Annotated in this window: 17 protein-coding genes, 1 tRNA gene and 1 pseudogene; 12 read left to right on the top strand and 7 right to left on the bottom strand. The window is 68.5% G+C overall.

The window, feature by feature from the left end; genetic code table 11:
* The first annotated feature begins 110 nt into the window (after nt 1-110).
* The 5 genes from ligA to VFH59_RS11080 all read left to right on the top strand — a co-directional run bounded on the left by ligA (nt 111) and on the right by VFH59_RS11080 (nt 5,377).
* Complete coding sequence (gene ligA / locus VFH59_RS11100; protein ID WP_325164957.1) at nt 111-2,492, top strand: NAD-dependent DNA ligase LigA; 2,382 nt, start codon at nt 111-113, stop codon at nt 2,490-2,492.
* A gap of 11 nt (nt 2,493-2,503) precedes the next feature.
* Nucleotides 2,504-2,881, top strand: coding sequence for a VOC family protein (locus VFH59_RS11095; protein WP_325164956.1), 378 nt, complete (start codon nt 2,504-2,506; stop codon nt 2,879-2,881).
* Nucleotides 2,878-3,840, top strand: a complete 963-nt coding sequence (gene epmA / locus VFH59_RS11090) for an EF-P lysine aminoacylase EpmA (protein WP_325164955.1) — start codon at nt 2,878-2,880, stop codon at nt 3,838-3,840. Before VFH59_RS11095 ends, epmA begins: the two co-directional genes overlap by 4 nt.
* Nucleotides 3,841-3,908: 68 nt before the next feature.
* Nucleotides 3,909-4,073 (top strand): LiaF transmembrane domain-containing protein, encoded by a 165-nt coding sequence (locus VFH59_RS11085; RefSeq protein WP_325164954.1) that lies wholly within the window; start codon nt 3,909-3,911, stop codon nt 4,071-4,073.
* A gap of 5 nt (nt 4,074-4,078) precedes the next feature.
* A complete protein-coding gene (locus tag VFH59_RS11080; protein ID WP_325164953.1) occupies nt 4,079-5,377 on the top strand; it encodes an MFS transporter in 1,299 nt (432 codons plus the stop codon).
* A gap of 68 nt (nt 5,378-5,445) precedes the next feature.
* Here the strand turns inward: VFH59_RS11080 and VFH59_RS11075 are convergent, their stop codons facing one another.
* Nucleotides 5,446-6,129, bottom strand: a complete 684-nt coding sequence (locus VFH59_RS11075) for a DUF2461 domain-containing protein (RefSeq protein ID WP_325164981.1) — start codon at nt 6,127-6,129, stop codon at nt 5,446-5,448.
* Between the two features lie 82 nt (nt 6,130-6,211).
* Complete coding sequence (gene sbcB, locus VFH59_RS11070; RefSeq protein WP_325164952.1) at nt 6,212-7,666, bottom strand: exodeoxyribonuclease I; 1,455 nt, start codon at nt 7,664-7,666, stop codon at nt 6,212-6,214.
* A gap of 71 nt (nt 7,667-7,737) precedes the next feature.
* On the opposite strand from sbcB, the gene orn reads away from it, so the two are divergent.
* Genes orn through VFH59_RS11050 form a run of 4 tightly spaced genes read left to right on the top strand, consistent with a single transcriptional unit; the run spans nt 7,738 to nt 11,562 of the window.
* Entirely contained in the window at nt 7,738-8,298 is a 561-nt protein-coding gene (gene orn / locus VFH59_RS11065; protein ID WP_325164951.1) for an oligoribonuclease, read from the top strand.
* Between the two features lie 11 nt (nt 8,299-8,309).
* On the top strand, nt 8,310-9,218 hold the full coding sequence (gene folP / locus VFH59_RS11060) for a dihydropteroate synthase (RefSeq protein WP_325164950.1): 909 nt from the start codon (nt 8,310-8,312) through the stop codon (nt 9,216-9,218).
* Nucleotides 9,219-9,265: 47 nt separating this feature from the next.
* Nucleotides 9,266-10,633, top strand: a complete 1,368-nt coding sequence (gene glmM, locus VFH59_RS11055) for a phosphoglucosamine mutase (protein WP_325164949.1) — start codon at nt 9,266-9,268, stop codon at nt 10,631-10,633.
* The gene (locus VFH59_RS11050) at nt 10,630-11,562 is read left to right on the top strand and encodes an isopenicillin N synthase family dioxygenase (RefSeq protein WP_325164948.1); all 933 of its coding nucleotides are present in this window, start codon (nt 10,630-10,632) and stop codon (nt 11,560-11,562) included. Before glmM ends, VFH59_RS11050 begins: the two co-directional genes overlap by 4 nt.
* 160 nt (nt 11,563-11,722) lie before the next feature.
* Here VFH59_RS11050 and VFH59_RS11045 read toward each other — a convergent pair whose 3' ends face one another.
* Complete coding sequence (locus tag VFH59_RS11045) at nt 11,723-12,397, bottom strand: DUF6445 family protein (protein WP_325164947.1); 675 nt, start codon at nt 12,395-12,397, stop codon at nt 11,723-11,725.
* 55 nt (nt 12,398-12,452) lie between these two features.
* On the bottom strand, nt 12,453-13,259 hold the full coding sequence (locus VFH59_RS11040; RefSeq protein WP_325164946.1) for an SDR family NAD(P)-dependent oxidoreductase: 807 nt from the start codon (nt 13,257-13,259) through the stop codon (nt 12,453-12,455).
* A 120-nt stretch (nt 13,260-13,379) separates the two neighbouring features.
* Here VFH59_RS11040 and tpiA point away from each other — a divergent pair, with 120 nt between their 5' ends.
* The 3 genes from tpiA to VFH59_RS11025 all read left to right on the top strand — a co-directional run bounded on the left by tpiA (nt 13,380) and on the right by VFH59_RS11025 (nt 14,683).
* Nucleotides 13,380-14,129: a triose-phosphate isomerase gene (tpiA, locus tag VFH59_RS11035; RefSeq protein WP_325164945.1), complete on the top strand. Its 750-nt coding sequence runs from the start codon at nt 13,380-13,382 to the stop codon at nt 14,127-14,129.
* 22 nt (nt 14,130-14,151) lie between these two features.
* The gene (gene secG, locus VFH59_RS11030; RefSeq protein ID WP_325164944.1) at nt 14,152-14,583 is read left to right on the top strand and encodes a preprotein translocase subunit SecG; all 432 of its coding nucleotides are present in this window, start codon (nt 14,152-14,154) and stop codon (nt 14,581-14,583) included.
* Nucleotides 14,584-14,598: 15 nt separating this feature from the next.
* A tRNA-Leu gene (locus VFH59_RS11025) sits at nt 14,599-14,683 on the top strand.
* A 197-nt stretch (nt 14,684-14,880) separates the two neighbouring features.
* Here the strand turns inward: VFH59_RS11025 and VFH59_RS11020 are convergent.
* The 3 genes and pseudogenes from VFH59_RS11020 to VFH59_RS11010 form a co-directional block, all read right to left on the bottom strand.
* Nucleotides 14,881-15,456 carry a hypothetical protein gene (locus VFH59_RS11020; RefSeq protein WP_325164943.1) on the bottom strand — a complete coding sequence of 192 codons (576 nt, stop codon included), beginning with the start codon at nt 15,454-15,456 and terminating at the stop codon, nt 14,881-14,883.
* Nucleotides 15,453-15,785 (bottom strand): hypothetical protein, encoded by a 333-nt coding sequence (locus VFH59_RS11015; RefSeq protein WP_325164942.1) that lies wholly within the window; start codon nt 15,783-15,785, stop codon nt 15,453-15,455. Before VFH59_RS11015 ends, VFH59_RS11020 begins: the two co-directional genes overlap by 4 nt.
* A gap of 63 nt (nt 15,786-15,848) precedes the next feature.
* Nucleotides 15,849-15,994 (bottom strand): annotated as a pseudogene (locus VFH59_RS11010) (IS481 family transposase); the annotation flags it as partial.

The raw sequence follows: 15,994 nt of genomic DNA, 5'->3' as shown, positions 1-15,994 counted from the left end.
GCCCTGATCCAGTGCACCTGGCGCTCACGGCAGCCACGACGACGTTGCTCGCCACGCGGTCTCCCCGCAGGCGCGTTCCGCGTGGCCGGGGCTGTCGCTAAACTCGCGCCATGCATCCTGACACCCCCGACTGGCGAGCCCGCGCCGCCGCCGTGCGCGAGCGCATCGAACAGGCCAATTACCGCTACTACGTGCTCGACGACCCGGACATCACGGACGCCGAGTACGACCGCCTGTTGCGCGAACTGGAGGCGCTGGAAGCGGCGCACCCGCAACTGGCCAGCGCCGATTCGCCGACCCGCCGCGTGGGCGCCCGCGCGCACGGCGGCTTTGCCGAGGTCCGCCACGCCTTGCCGATGCTGTCGCTGGGCAACGCGTTCGAACAGGAGGGCGACAGCGAACGCGAGCGTTTCCACGAGATCGTCGAGTTCGAGCGGCGCGTCGAGCAGATGCTGGACCGGCGCCAGCCGACGTTCTCGGTGGAGCCCAAGCTCGACGGCCTGGCGATCAGCCTGCGCTACGAACAGGGCGTGTTCGTGCAGGGCGCCACGCGCGGCGACGGCGAAACCGGCGAGGACGTGACCGCCAACCTGCGGACGGTCCGGGCGATTCCGCTGCGGTTGCGCGGCAGGGACTGGCCCGACGTGCTGGAGGTGCGCGGCGAGGTGATCATGCTGCGCAGGGATTTCGAGGCCTTCAATGAGTATGCCCGCACGCACGGCGAGAAGCCGCTGGCCAATCCCCGCAACGGCGCGGCCGGCTCGCTGCGCCAGCTCGATCCGGCGGTCACCGCCCGGCGCCGGCTGAGTTTCTTCGCCTACGCCGTGGGCGTGGTCGAGGGCGGTGAACTGCCGCCCACCCATTCGCAGACGCTGGCCAGGTTGCGTGAATGGGGTTTCCCGGTCTCGCCCGAAGCGGACGTCGCGCGCGGCTTCGACGGGCTGATCGCCTACTACAAACGCATCGGCGCGAAGCGCGACGAGCTGCCGTACGACATTGACGGGGTGGTCTACAAGCTGGACGACTACGAGGGCCAGCGCGAGATGGGTTACGTCTCGCGCGCACCGCGCTGGGCGATCGCGCACAAGTTCCCCGCGCAGGAACAAAGCACCCGGGTGGAGGCGATCGAGATCCAGATCGGCCGCACCGGGGCGGCCACCCCGGTGGCGCGCCTGCAGCCCGTGCAGGTGGCCGGCGTCACCGTCACCAACGCCACCCTGCACAACGCCGACCAGATCGCGCGACTGGACGTGCGCGTGGGCGACACGGTGATCGTGCGCCGCGCCGGTGACGTGATCCCGGAGGTGGTGCGGGTGCAGACCGAGCGCCGCCCGGCCGGCACGCATCCCTGGAAGATGCCGGCGCACTGCCCGGTCTGCGGTTCGGCGCTGATGCGCGAAGAGGGCGAGGCGGCCTGGCGCTGCAGCGGCGGGCTGGTCTGCCCGGCGCAGCGCAAGGAGGCATTGATCCACTTCGCTTCGCGCCGCGCGATGGACATCGACGGCCTGGGCAGCCGCTTCGTCGACGCGCTGGTGGAACTGGACATGGTGCGCACGCCGGCCGACCTGTACGGCCTCACGGTCGAGCGCTTCGTGGCCATGAAACAGGCCATCGACGAGCGCGAGGGCACCACGCCGGAAACGGTCAAGGCCGGCAAGATCGCCACCAAGTGGGCCGAGAACCTGGTCGAGGGCATCGATGCCAGTCGGCGTACCACGCTGCCGCGCTTCCTGTTCGGGCTCGGCATCATGCATATCGGCGAAAGCACCGCGCGCACCCTGGCTACCTGGCTAGGGAGCCTGGCGATGGTGCGCAGCATGCCGGCGCCGGTGCTGCGCGTGCTGCCGGACATCGGCGACGAGGTGGCCGCTTCCATCGCCGGCTTCTTCGCGCAGGAGGGCAACCAGCGCGTGGTCGATGCGTTGCTGGCCGCGGGCATCACCTTCGCCGACGAGGCGCCGCCTTCGCCACGGCTGCGCGAAAAGCTGGGCCTGGCCGTATTGCTCGACCACGCGAAGGTGCGCGACCTCGGGCCCAAGCGCACGCGCCAACTGGTCGAACACTTTCCCACGCTGGAACGCCTGCTCGATGCCGGCCCCGCGCATTGGATCACCGCCGGGCTACCGCAGTCGGCGGCTGCCAACCTGGAGGCGTTCCTCGCCGACGAGGCCAACCTGGATCCGCTGCGCGAGTCCGAGGCGGCCATCCGGCGCCTGCTCGACGCCATGCCCCAGACGGAGGTCGGCGTGGCGCCGCTGGAGGGCCAGATCGTCGTGCTCACCGGCACGCTGCCGACGTTGAGCCGGGACGAGGCCAAGCAGCGGCTCGAGGCGCTCGGTGCCAAGGTCGCCGGATCGGTGTCGAAGAAGACCTCGTTCGTGGTCGCCGGCGAAGCGGCCGGTTCCAAGCTCGACAAGGCGCGGGAGCTCGATGTGCCGGTCTGGGACGAAGCCCGGTTGCTGGCCCTGCTGGCGGAGCACGGCGCGCCATGAAGCCTGCGGTCATGCGCGTCGCCCGGGCGTGCCGGGATCTGGATGCCCTGGGCAAGCAGTACGCCGATGGCCTCGGCTTCGACGTGCTTTCCTCGTGGAAGGATCACGAGGGCTTCGACGGCATCATCCTTGGGCATCCCCGGGGCCCCTGGCACCTGGAGTTCATCCATGATCACCAGGCGCCGCCTCCGCCGCCACCGCATGAGGAGCACCTGCTGGTCTTCTATCTGGAAGACGACGAGGAGTGGCGGCGACGCTGTGACGCGATGCTCGCGGCGGGCTTCACGGGCGTGCGCAACACCAATCCGTTCTGGGAAAGGAACGGGCGCACGTTCGTGGATCGGGAAGGGGGCCGGGTGGTCCTGCATCGAGGGGCCTGGCCCCGATGAGCGTGCGGTCCCCACGGGAGCAGGCCCTGCGCCTGCGCGCCGGTCTCTACCACCTGATACGGGCCTTCTTCATCGAGCGCAACGTGCTCGAAGTGGAAACGCCCATCCTTTCCGCCGCGGGCAACACCGACCCCAACATCGAAAGCTTCACCACGGGCTTCCACGGCCATGTCGACGCCGGCGCACGCGAGCGCTGGTTGCGGACCTCGCCCGAGTTTCCCCTCAAGCGGCTGCTCGCCGCCGGCGTGGGCGATTGCTACGAGCTCGGCCGGGTATTCCGCAACGGCGAGGCGGGCGGGCGGCACAATCCCGAGTTCGCCATGCTCGAGTGGTACCGGCTCGGCTGGGATCATCGGCGGCTGGCCGACGAGGTCGTGGAGCTGGTGCAGGCGGCGCTCAACCTCGTCGGCCGCCATGCCGATGTGCGGGTATGCAGCTATCGGGAACTCTTCCTCGACCGGCTCGGCCTCGACCCGCTCACCGCGCCCCTGGAAGCATTGCAGCGACCACTGGCCGGCGCCACCCTCGATCCGGAAGGGCTCACCCGCGACGACTGGCTGGACCTGCTCGTCACCCACCGCCTGCAGCCGGCCTTCGCGCGTGGGCAGATCACGGTGATCCACGACTACCCGGCCAGCCAGTGCGCGCTGGCAAGGATTCGCCAGGACGAGCCGCCGGTCGCCGAGCGCTTCGAGCTCTACCTCGGCCCGTACGAGCTGGCCAACGGGTACCACGAGCTCAATGAGGCGGCCGAGCAGCGTGCGCGCTTCGAGCGCGACAACGCGGTGCGCAGGGCCCGCGGCCTGCGCGAGGTACCCATCGACGAGCGCCTGCTCTCGGTGCTCGGCGCCATGCCGGACTGCGCCGGCGTGGCGCTCGGGGTCGAGCGGCTGCTGATGTGCCTTGCCGGTACCGACGCGATCGCCGACGTGCTGGCGTTTCCCTTCGCCGAGGCATGAGCGGGGGCCGTTGACGGGGGACGGCGGCATGCGCACAGTGGCCGCTTCCATCCTTTTCGAGAAGACCGATGCGCCCCAACGTGCCCGGCATCCTGCTGATCGTCATCGGCATCCTGTTCCTGCTGCGCAACCTGGGCGTCGACCTGCACCTGGGCGCGCTGTTCGCAACCTGGTGGCCGCTGGCGCTGGTGGCGCTGGGCGTCGGCATGATGTTCCGGAACCGGCGCGCCTGACCGCGATGAACGCATCGACCCTTGATCTGGGCACCGATCGTCGGCTCGGGCGTTCAGACCTGCGCACGCTGGCGCTGGCTGCGCTGGGCGGCGCGCTGGAGTTCTACGATTTCGTGGTGTTCGTCTTCTTCGCGGTCCCGCTCGGGCAGCTGTTCTTTCCGCACGGCAGCGCCGCCTGGCTGGTTCAGCTGAAGATCTACGGCATTTTCGCCGCGGGCTACCTGGCCCGTCCGCTCGGCGGCATCGTGATGGCGCACTACGGCGACAAGCTCGGCCGCAAACGCATGTTCACCCTGAGCGTATTCCTGATGGCGCTGCCCACGCTGGGCATCGGCCTGCTGCCGGTGTATGCGCAGGTCGGCATGCTGGCGCCCCTGCTGCTGTTGCTGCTGCGGGTGGTGCAGGGCATCGCCGTGGGCGGCGAGGTGCCGGGCGCGTGGGTGTTCGTGGCCGAGCACGTGCCGCCGCGGCGGGTGGGCTTCGCGTGCGCGAGCCTGACCTCGGGGCTCACCGTGGGCATCCTGCTCGGCTCGCTGGTCGCCGCGGGCCTCAACCGGTCGCTTTCCCCCGCGGCGCTGCTCGACTACGGCTGGCGGTTGCCGTTCCTGCTCGGGGGCGTGTTCGGTTTCCTGGCCGTGTGGCTGCGCCGCTGGCTCAGCGAGACGCCGGTGTTCGAGGCGATGCACGCGCGGCGCGAGCTTGTCACCGGGCTGCCGCTGGCGCAGGTGGTGTCGCGGCATCGACCGGCCGTACTGCTGTCGATGCTGGTGACCTGGATGCTCACCGCCGCGATCGTCGTGCTGATCCTGATGACCCCCTCGCTGGTGCAATCGGTGTTTCATGTGGCGCCGGCGCGGGCGTTCCTGGGCAACAACGTGGCCTCGTTCGCGCTGGCGGTGGGCTGCCTGTTCTTCGGCGGGCTGTCGGACCGGATCGGGCCGGCGCGGGCGCTGCTGGCCGGCGCGGCCGGGCTGTTGCTGGCCGGGTATGCGCTGTACCTGGACCTGACGGCAGGCGGAGCGCATTTCGTGGCGCTGTACGCGCTCGCCGGGTTCACGGTGGGCGTGGTCGGCGTGGTGCCGGTACTGATGGTGCTGGCGTTCCCGCCGGCCGTGCGATTCTCGGGGCTGTCGGCCTCGTACAACGTTGCCTACGCCCTGTTCGGCGGACTCACCCCACCGTTGATCGCCTGGTCGGTAAGGCATTTCGGCGTGCTCGCGCCGGCGCATTACGTGGCGGCGACGGCGGTGCTCGGCATGCTGGTGGCGCTTGTGCTGATGCGCCGCCAGCGAGCGATCCGATAGGAGCGCATTTGCGCCCGGCCGGGGGCATCCGGGTCGCGCACAAGTGCGCTTCTACCGCAGCCCGCGGCCTAGAAATCCAGTTCCTGTGCCGCGCACAGGTAGTCGATCATCGGCGCCACGCGCCTGAAGCTTTCCACCGCCCACGGCAGCAGCTCGGATGAACAGGCGAAAGCGTCGTCGAAGTTCTCCCCCGCGGCGAAATCCTTGCGCTTGAGGTCCTCGATCAGTTCGTGGTCCGGATCGAATCCGCGCGGAGGGCGGCTCAGGCGCTCGCCCCAGAAGCTCAACCGCTCGAACGTCTTGCCGCGCGTGGCGCGCTTCCAGGCTTCCGGGTTGTCGGCCAGGAAACCGCGGATGTTCTTGAGCGTGTCCGATTCCGGGTGCCACATGCCGCCGCCGACGAAGCAGTCACCCGGCTCGATGTGCAGGTAGAACGACGGCGCGGCGATCTCGTGGCGGCGTACATGGAAGAAGCGCGAACCCTGCCAGGTCTTGTACGGCAGCTTGTTGTTGGAGAAGCGCGTGTCGCGATGGATGCGGAACAGCGAGCCGCCGTTCCTGCGCGCGTCGGCACGGTAGTGCGGGCTGATCGTCGCCAACGGCGCGGCCATGTCGGCGATCAGCGCCAGAAAAGGCTCGCGCACGTGGCGCTCGTAGTCGGCCTTGTGGGCGGTGAACCACTCGCGGCTGTTGTGGCGGGCGAGGCCGCGCAGGAAGCGGAAGGTGGCGGGGGTGAAGTAGGACTGGGGCATCCGGCGATTATCGGTCATCCCCGGTCACCTGCAGCAGCGGGCCTGTGCGGGACCGGCACGGCGATCGCGCACGGGCGCGCTCCTACAGGAGGCATGCGTGCCCTGACGGGCTGGGAGGAGGGGAGAGCTCGTGGCCCCAGGCTTCCAGTTGGTCGAGCAGGGTGGCCTGGTCGGGTCGCTCCAGGCGCAACAGGGCGATTCGCGCGTAGTACTCGTCCAGCGTACGCGCGGTGAGCGGGGTGGGGCGGGTGAGGCGCGCTACGCGGAAGGCCTCCCAGCGGACCAGCTCGTCCGCATCCAGCGTGCCGGGCCAGTTGCGCGCCCGGTAGCGGAACAGGAGTTCGGTATAGCGCGGGTCGCGGAAAGGGAAGCTGCGGCTGCCCAGCTGCGCGGGTGGCGTGGCACGCACCTCGGCCAGCAGGCGCTTGTCGGCATCGGGCAGGAAGCCGCCGTACAGCGCCAGTTCCGGGTCCTCGGGCGGGGCCAGCTCGGCGGCGCGCGCGAACACGCGCCGCAGCTTGTCGACCAGGCCCTCGGCCGCGCGCAGCAGGGCGTGGTGGCGCAGGCAGCGCTCGAGGTCCAGCCTGAGCCGGCCGTGGTCGAGGTCGCGCAACACCGACAGCGGCGCCAGCGCAGGCGCGCGGTTGGCGCGCACGGTACGGAGCGGAATGCGCTCGATGCCCTCGGGCAGGTCCGACCGTGCGGTGAAGATGCGGTCGGCGATGTCGTCCTCGTCCAGCCCGAGCCATGCGGCCGGGTCGGCGTCCAGGTCGTAGACGATCACCTCGCCGGGTCGCGAGGGGTGCGGCGCCAGCGGTGCGATCACCGCCAGGCAATGGCGGCTGGCCGGGTAACGCGAGGATACGTGCACCAAGGGCGTCATGGCCGCCACGTCGAGCAGGCCGAACACCTTCTGCTTGCGTCGCAACTGGAAGTGCCAGTCCCATAGCCGCGGCTGGCGCACGCGAATCAGCCGCGCCAGGTCGATCAGGGCGTACACGTCCGACAGCGCGTCGTGGGCGCGCTCCTGTTTGAGGTGGTTGGCCGCGGCCAGGTGCTCGAGCCTGAAGCTCGGCGTGCCGTCCTCGCGGGTGGGCCAGGCGATGCCTTCGGGCCGCAGCGCCTGGCACATGCGCACCAGGTCGATCAGGTCCCAGCGCGAGTTGCCGTTTTCCCATTCGCGGGCGTACGGGTCGTAGAAGTTGCGGTAAAGGAGCTGGCGGGTGATCTCGTCGTCGAAACGCAGCGAGTTGTAGCCCACGCCGCAGGTTCCCGGCAGCGCCAGTTGTTCGTGCACGCGGGCGGCGAATTCCGCCTCGGACACGCCCTCGCGCTCGGCCTGCTGCGGCGTGATGCCGGTGATCAGGCAGGCATCCGGATCCGGCGGCATGTCGCGCGGCGGGCGGGCGAAGAACATGACCGGCTCGCCGACGATCTCCAGCTCCGCAGTGGTGCGGATGCCGGCGAACTGCGCGGGCCGGTCGCGGCGGGTATCCGCGCCGAAGGTCTCGTAGTCGTGCCAGAGGAAAGTCTGCATGGCCCGATCATCGCATGGGGCACGGCCGTGGGCGGGCGCCTGCGCTAGACTGCGCGCTCCAAGGAGGATGCATGAGCCAAGCGAACGACGACAACCTGATCTGGATCGATCTGGAAATGACCGGTCTGGACACGGACAACGATTCCATCCTCGAGATCGCCACGATCGTGACCGACAAGGAACTGAACGTGCTGGCCGAAGGGCCGGTCTTCGCGATCCGGCACGAGGTCGACCGGCTCGAGTCGATGGACAGCTGGAACCGCAACCAGCACAGCAAGTCCGGGCTATGGCAGCAGGTGCTCGATTCGACCACCGACCACGCCCAGGCCGAACAGGCCACGCTGGAGTTCCTCAAGGCCTGGACGCCTCCCGGGAAATCGCCGATGTGCGGCAATTCGATCTGTCAGGACAGGCGTTTTCTGCACCGCCAGATGCCGCGGCTGGAGCGGCACTTCCATTACCGCAACCTCGACGTGTCCACGCTCAAGGAACTCTCGCGCCGCTGGTCGCCGGCGATTGCGCGGGGCCTGAGCAAGGAGTCGGCACACACGGCGCTGTCGGACATCCGCGACTCGATCGAGGAACTGCGCTACTACCGCCAGCACATGGGCGCGCTCGGCGGCCAGGCCTGAAGAGATTCCCGATGTTCGACGATCCGTTCGCTCCCGTGCTCGACTGCGCCGGCCGCCGGCTGCTGCTCGACCGCCCGCGCGTGGTCGGCATCCTCAACGTGACACCCGATTCGTTTTCCGATGGCGGCGCCTTCGCCGACACGGAGGCGGCGGTGGCGCATGGCCTGGCGATGGCGGAGCAGGGCGCGGACATGCTCGACGTCGGCGGCGAGTCCACCCGGCCCGGCGCCACGGAGGTGCCGGTCGAGGAGGAGCTGCGCCGGGTCATTCCCGTGATCGAACAACTGGCCGCGCGCACGGCGCTACCGATTGCCGTCGACACCTCCAAGCCCGAGGTGATGCGCGCCGCGGTCGCCGCGGGTGCCGGCATGATCAACGACGTGTACGCGCTGCGTCGCGAGGGTGCGCTCGACGCCGCCGCCGACCTGCGCGTGCCGGTATGCCTGATGCACATGCAGGGCGAGCCGCGCGGCATGCAGGTCGACCCGCACTACGACGACGTCGTCGGCGAGGTGCATCGGTTCCTCACCGACCGCCTGTTCGCCTGCGAACTGGCCGGCATCGACAAGCGGCGCGTGCTGGTCGATCCCGGTTTCGGGTTCGGCAAGACGCTGGAACACAACCTGGCGCTGCTGCGTGCACTGGGGCGGTTCGCCGACCTGGGGGCGGGCGTCTACGTGGGCCTCTCGCGCAAGTCGATGATCGGGACCCTGACCGGCCGCCCCGCCGGGGAGGCGCGCGCCGCCGGTTCCGCTGCCGCGGCGTTGATCGCGGTACAGCGTGGTGCGCGCATGGTACGTGTACATGACGTCGCCGCCACGGTCGACGCGCTGGCCGTCTTGCGCGCGGTGAGCGAGGGCGACACGCCGCCGCGCCGTGACACGCGTCCGCCGGCTCCACGCTGGCCCGACGAAGACTGAGCTATCTAGGTGACGCCCGCCCCGTGGCGTCTCCACAAGGAATGACGATGAGCACACGCAAGTATTTCGGCACCGACGGAATCCGCGGCCAGGTCGGACAATGGCCGATCAGTGCCGATTTCATGCTGCGCCTGGGCCGCGCAGCCGGTGCGGTACTTGCGCGCGGCTCCACCCGCAAGCCGACGGTGTTGATCGGCAAGGACACGCGTGTCTCCGGCTACATGTTCGAATCGGCGCTGGAAGCCGGCCTCGTCGCCGCCGGCGTGGACGTGGGCCTGCTCGGCCCGATGCCGACACCCGCGGTGGCGTTCCTGACCCGCTCGATGCGGGCGGCGGCCGGCATCGTGATCAGCGCCTCGCACAACCCGCACACAGACAACGGCATCAAGTTCTTTTCCGCGCTGGGCGAGAAGCTCTCCGACGAGATCGAGCAGGCCATCGAGGACGAGCTGGATGCCGAGTTCGTGACCGTGCCCTCCGAGCAGCTGGGCAAGGCCACCCGCGTGGCCGACGCGGTTGCCCGCTACACCGAGTACTGCAAGGCGACCGTGCCGGAGGAATTCACCCTGCGCGGAATGAAGATCGTGCTCGACTGCGCGCACGGTGCGACCTACCAGGTGGCGCCCCGGGTCTTCGCCGAACTGGGCGCCGATGTCACCGCGATCGGTGACAGGCCGGACGGCTTCAACATCAACCGGAACGTCGGGTCGACCCACCCGCAGGCGCTGCAGCAGGCGGTGCTTGCGCAGGGCGCGGACGTGGGCGTCGCGTTCGACGGCGACGGCGACCGCGTCATCCTGGTCGATCGCAACGGCGCCATCGCCGACGGCGACGACATCCTCTACGTGCTCGCGCGCAGCCTCTTCGCGCGCGGCTGCCTGCGCGGGCCGGTGGTCGGCACGCTGATGAGCAATTACGGACTGGAGCAGGCGCTGGCCGAACTGGAGGTGCCGCTGATCCGCGCCAACGTGGGTGACCGCTACGTGCTCCAGCAACTGAAGGCGAACGGCGGCATGCTCGGTGGCGAAACCTCGGGCCACATCCTGTGCCTGGATCGTGCCACCACGGGCGACGGCATCATCGCCGCGCTGGCGGTGCTGGAGACGCTGGCCGCGTCGGACCAGGACCTGGCACTGGCGCGGCGCGGCCTGCAGAAGCTGCCACAGGTCATGGTCAACGTACGTGCGCCAGGCGCTCGCGAGGCGCTGGCGAGCCAGACCGTGCGCCATGCACTGACCGAGGTCGAGCGCACCCTGCAGGGACGCGGGCGCGTGGTGTTGCGTGCGTCGGGCACCGAACCGCTGGTGCGGGTCACCATCGAGGGTGCCGATGCGGGTGAGGTACAGCAGTTGGCCGGCTGGCTGGCCGACGCCGTAAAATCCGCCGCGCATGTGCACATGACGGAAAACCCATGAAGCAAGTCCCCACGCTCGACATCCGCCGCTACGACACCGATCGCGACGCCTTCGTCGCCGAACTCGGCGCCGCCTACCGCCAGTTCGGCTTCTGCTGCATCAGCGGGCACGGCATCCCGCGCGAACTGATCGACGGTGCCTACCAGGCCTTCGAGCAGTTCTTCGCACTCCCGGCGCAAACCAAGATGAAGTACCACGTGCCCGGTACCGGTGGTGCACGCGGCTACACCCCGTTCAAGGTGGAAACCGCGAAGGACAGCCGCTTTCCGGACCTCAAGGAGTTCTGGCACGTCGGTCGCGAGATCCCGCGGGACTCGAAGTTCGCCGAGGTCATGCCACCCAACCTGTGGCCGGAAGAGGTGCCGCAGTTCAAGGCGTGCGGCTACGGCCTGTACGAGGCGCTGGACCAGCTCGGCACCCGCGTGCTGCGCGCACTGGCCCTGCACATCGGCCTGCCCGAGAGCTACTTTGAGGACAAGACCGACCAGGGCAATTCGATCCTGCGTCCGATCCATTACCCGCCGATCACCGAGGAGAACATCCCGAACGTACGTGCGGGCGCCCACGAGGACATCAACTTCATCACGTTGCTGGTCGGCGCCAGCGCCGAGGGCCTCGAAGTCCTGAGCGAGGGCGAGTGGCTGCCGATCACCACGCAGGGCGATGCCATCGTCGTCAACATCGGCGATATGCTGCAGCGCCTGACCAATCACGTCTATCCGTCGACCTCGCACCGGGTGGTCAACCCGCAGAACGAGAACGCGCGCAAGCCGCGCTACTCCGTGCCGTTCTTCCTGCACCCCAACCCTGACGTGGTGCTCGACCCGCTGCCCGAGTGCGTGACGCCGGACAACCCGAGCCGCTACGACACCTCGCTGACCTCGCACGAGTACCTGATGCAACGCCTGCGCGAGATCAAGCTGATCTGACGCGCTCTGTTCCCTCTCCTTCGCGGAGAGGGCTCGCGCCCTCTCCCCTCCGGGGAGAGGGCAGGGAATGAGGGGCCGGCTCGCCGCAAACCACCCGCTTCGTCGCCTGTACCCCTCCGGGGTCGGGGCGCGGGGCTGGCGCGCACCTGCGTCCGCTGGGTCATGCCATCCAGAAAAACACGGCGGTCATCCGCTTGCTCGCGATGTCCTCCAGGCCCCAGTAGGCACTGGCGCTGTGCACGATGTTGGCCTTGTAGACCAGCAGTCGGTTGAACCGGTGCGCCACCCGCACGTCCTCGGCGAAAGCGTTGGGCATGACGAACCGGTTGCCGAGCGCGTCCACCAGGTTGCGGTGCGGCGGGGCCACCATGTTGCCGCCCAGCTGGCCGTTGGGCATCCGCTGACGGAAGAAGCTGGTGCCGCAGCTGTCGGGTACCGCGGGGTTGAGGTACAGCACCGCCGCATAGCGGCAGAGGTTGAGGGAATCGGTGTGCGGCTTGATCGCGCCCTCGACCGCGCCGACCACCTGCACGCAATTGTGGTTGAGCTTCTGCCCGGCCTCGGTCTCGCCGACCCACAGCCTCTTCGCCCCGGTGGCCTTGCGAACGTGCTCCTCGATGATGGCCAGTTCTTCCGGGAGCAACGCCGGCATGGTCCGCATCCCCGGCCAGACCTCGCCGGTGGTGGGAAAGCCGTACTCCCAGTCGGTCCGGGCCAGGCAGCGGTCGCGCACCGCCATCGGATCGGGGAGTGCATCGTCGATCACCCAGTAGTCGCGCCCCTCGGTGGGCTTGCGGTAGGGCAGCGGGCGCATCTGGGTCGGGAACAGGCTCATGGCGGTCTCGCGAGCGGCAGACGGATGACGTTAGCGCAGTCGGGCGGCATCCGCGTCAATCGAGCTGGCGATAGCGCCGGGACTCGCGTGCCGACAACCACAGCGCGAGGCGATCGGGCGTCAGTTTGGCCAGCGCCTTGATCGCCCGGTTCACGCGTCCGGTGACGTGCACGGCCTCGCCGCGCTCGACGGCGTCGATCCCTTCGCGCACCACCGTCTGCGCGTCCTGCCACAGGAAGCGCGGCAGCTTGCCGACGAGGGCGCGCGTGCCCGTCACGTCGTGAAACTCCGACCAGGTGAAACCCGGGCACAACGCGCACACGTGCACGCCAAGGTGCCGGTTCTCCAGCGCCAGCGATTGCGAGAACTTGATCAGGTACGCCTTGCTGGCCGCATACAGCGTATGCCCGGCCGATCCCGGCACGTGGCCGGCCAGCGAGGCCACGTTGACGATGCGCCCGTAGCCGCGCGTGCGCATTCCCGGCAGCAGCCGCCATGCCAGCTCGGTCGGCGCGGTAACCAGCACCTGCAGAAAATCGGCATGGACGGCCCAGTCGCTGGCCTCGAAGGTGCCCGGTACGCCGTAGCCGGCATTGTTGATGAGCCAGTCGACCGCGAGCCCCTGCGCGTGCAGGGCATCGACCAGCTGATGCGGCGCGGCCGGATCGGCCAGGTCCGCGGCCAGGACGTGCGCGCGCGCCCCATGATCTTCGTGCAGCTCGGCGGCCAGCGCTTGCAGGCGCCCGGCGCGCCGCGCCACCAGCACCAGGTCGTGCCCGCGTGCGGCCAGCGCCCGCGCGAACGCGGCACCGATGCCGGCCGAGGCGCCGGTGACCAGGCTCAAGGGGCGATGGGCAGGCATCGGCAACCATCCGGCAGGCAGGGCAGGCCATGATCGCCGAGTGCGTTCGCCGCGACCAGCACCCGTTTGCCGGCCTGCAGGGCGGTCGCTATGCTTGCCGTTTTCATCGGATGACCTCGCATGCGCAGGAAACTCGTCGCCGGCAACTGGAAGATGCATGGCAGCCGTTCGATGGCCGAGGCCCTGGTGGCCGGAATCGCCGCGAAGCGGCCGCAGGAGGCCGACGTCCTGGTGTTCCCGCCCTATCCGTACCTGGCCGAGCTGACCGCGCGCCATGGCGCCAGCGGTATCGGGTTCGGTGCCCAGGATGTCAGCGAGCATGAAGGGCAGGGTGCGTACACCGGCGAGGTTTCGGCGGCCATGCTGGCCGACGTCGGCGCGCAGTGGGTGCTGGTCGGTCATTCGGAGCGCCGCCAGTACCACCGTGAAAGCGATGAGCTGGTGGCGCGCAAGTTCGCCGCGGCCTGTGCTGCGGGACTCACCCCGATCCTGTGCATCGGCGAGACGCTGGACGAGCGCCAGGCCGGCCAGACCGAAGCGGTGCTGTCCAGGCAGCTGGGCGCGGTGATCGCCCACTGCGGCATCGCGCCGTTCTACACCGCGCTCATCGCCTACGAGCCGGTCTGGGCGATCGGTACCGGGCAGACGGCGACGCCCGAACAGGCGCAGCAGGCGCACGCGTTCATTCGTAGCCAACTCGAACGGGAAGATGGTATGATTGCCCGTCTGACCCGGCTGCTTTACGGCGGCAGCGTCAAGGCGGCGAATGCCGCGGCATTGTTCGCGCAGCCGGACGTGGATGGGGGCCTGATCGGCGGTGCTTCGCTCACCGCAGACGATTTCCTCGGCATCTGCGCCGCAGCGCATTGAAGCCTACGGATTCCTACAGAACATGTTCGTCATCTTCAGCGTGTTTTACATCCTGATCGCCGCGGCGATGATCGTGCTGATCCTGATGCAGCGCGGCGCCGGCGCCGACGCAGGCTCCGGTTTCGGCGGCGGTGCATCGGCCACGGTGTTCGGTGCGCGCGGCTCGGCCAGCTTCCTCACCCGCGCCACCGCGGCGCTGGCGACGCTGTTCTTCCTGCTGAGCCTCGGCATGGGCATCTACCTGAGCCGCAATGGTGCGCCCCAGACTGCGCAGTCGGATCTCGGCGTGATGTCCGGTCTTGCCAAGAAGCCCGCGCCCGCCCAGAATGCGCAACCCGCGGCTCCGGCGGGCAGCGACGTACCGCAGGCTCCGGCCAAGGCGGCCAGCGACGTGCCGGCCGCCGGCGCTCCCGCGAAGTCGGACGTTCCCGCGCCGGCCAGCTCGACGAAGTAGCACACAAACACACCTGCCCAGGTGGCGGAATTGGTAGACGCACTACCTTGAGGTGGTAGCGCCGAGAGGCGTGGGGGTTCGAGTCCCCCCTTGGGCACCAATACAATCCCTTGTGGATCAAGACCCTAGCGGGGGTAGCCTCGCTAGGGTTTTTTGTTGCACGGGACTCTCTGTCTCGGAAATCTCCCGGTAGGTCAAGTCCGGTGCCGCCAAAAGGGCTCCTGAGACCGCGCGGTTGCTAGTTGTTGCGCTAGGGATATTCCACAGCGCGGTTACCGCGAGCGTTTCGTGTCCGTTTTATGCGTCCGGGTACTCGAACACTGATGGGTGCGAGGTGGGAGAGAGCAGGTTTCCCAGCAGCAGCCAATTTTCGCCATGCCCTAGGTACCCGACGAACCACAGCTCGGCTACCTTGACTTGAGAGAGGTCAAGGCTGGCGGGCTCAAGTCGGACGTCCCGGTTGATGTGGAAGGCCACCACCAGGTCGGATGAGTCCGCATACTTGGCAAGCTTGTCTACCTCTTGTTGGATGGAGGCAGAAGGCGCCACGAAGTCGGGCGCAAACTCCTTCATCTGTAACGGCACGTAATGGGTGACATCCGCCAGCGTGTAGCGGGCTACAAAGTCCAAGTCATCCTCTTCAGCGAAGGCAAAGGCAACGTCCGTGCCTAGGCGCGTGCTCATGCCAAAGCAGAAGAGGGCGCACTGCCGCCCCTCCCTCGAGGTCTTTAGCGCGTTCGTCCGCAAAGAGGCGACTCTGTAGGGAAGGGATGAGGCCGCCACCTTGTTTGATATCTTCCCTAGCTCGGCCAGGATCTTCCTTGAATCGTGGTAAGTGAGCCTGGACCAACGTCGAACGCGCATCTGGCTCATGGCCGACCGCGCTCGGCATACGCAAGAAGCGTCCCGAAGAGGATTGCGTACAGTACTGCTGCTGCCGCCTTCACCCAACGCGAGCTCAAGGTATCGTGGAGCTTGAGGAAGAGGTTGGTGTGGTTCAGCCACATGAGACTGAGCGCCAAGAGTCCCAGGAGTGCGCTGCAGGCTATGTCCCACCCTCCTAACCATCCGGGACTGATGTGCTTCTGCTTCCATGCTGCCGCGGCAAAAAGGGCTGCCACTACAGTCAGGTTTTTCAGGTGATCAAAGACCAGTTTGACGAACGAGTCGTTGGCTGCGTATCGGTCCAGATAGTGAAACATCCGCTCCTCCTGGAGCCCCTGAGGTGACCCTAGCTTACGAGGGTACGTAGGCGGGGTGGACGGCTAGGTGTGTAAACCCACCAGGTTGTTCATGGCGATGCGGGTGATAGGTGGCCGGTAGTCCAGGCTGGCGTGTGGCCGGTGCCAGTTGTACTGATGCAGCCAAGCCCACCAGTGCGCGGCGCGCTGGGCCGAGTGGTCATAGCTGC

This window comes from Frateuria sp., from assembly GCF_035695185.1.
Classification (GTDB): domain Bacteria; phylum Pseudomonadota; class Gammaproteobacteria; order Xanthomonadales; family Rhodanobacteraceae; genus Frateuria_A.
Note: the sequence above shows the minus strand (reverse complement) of the source record. Positions and strands in the feature narration are given on the sequence as shown.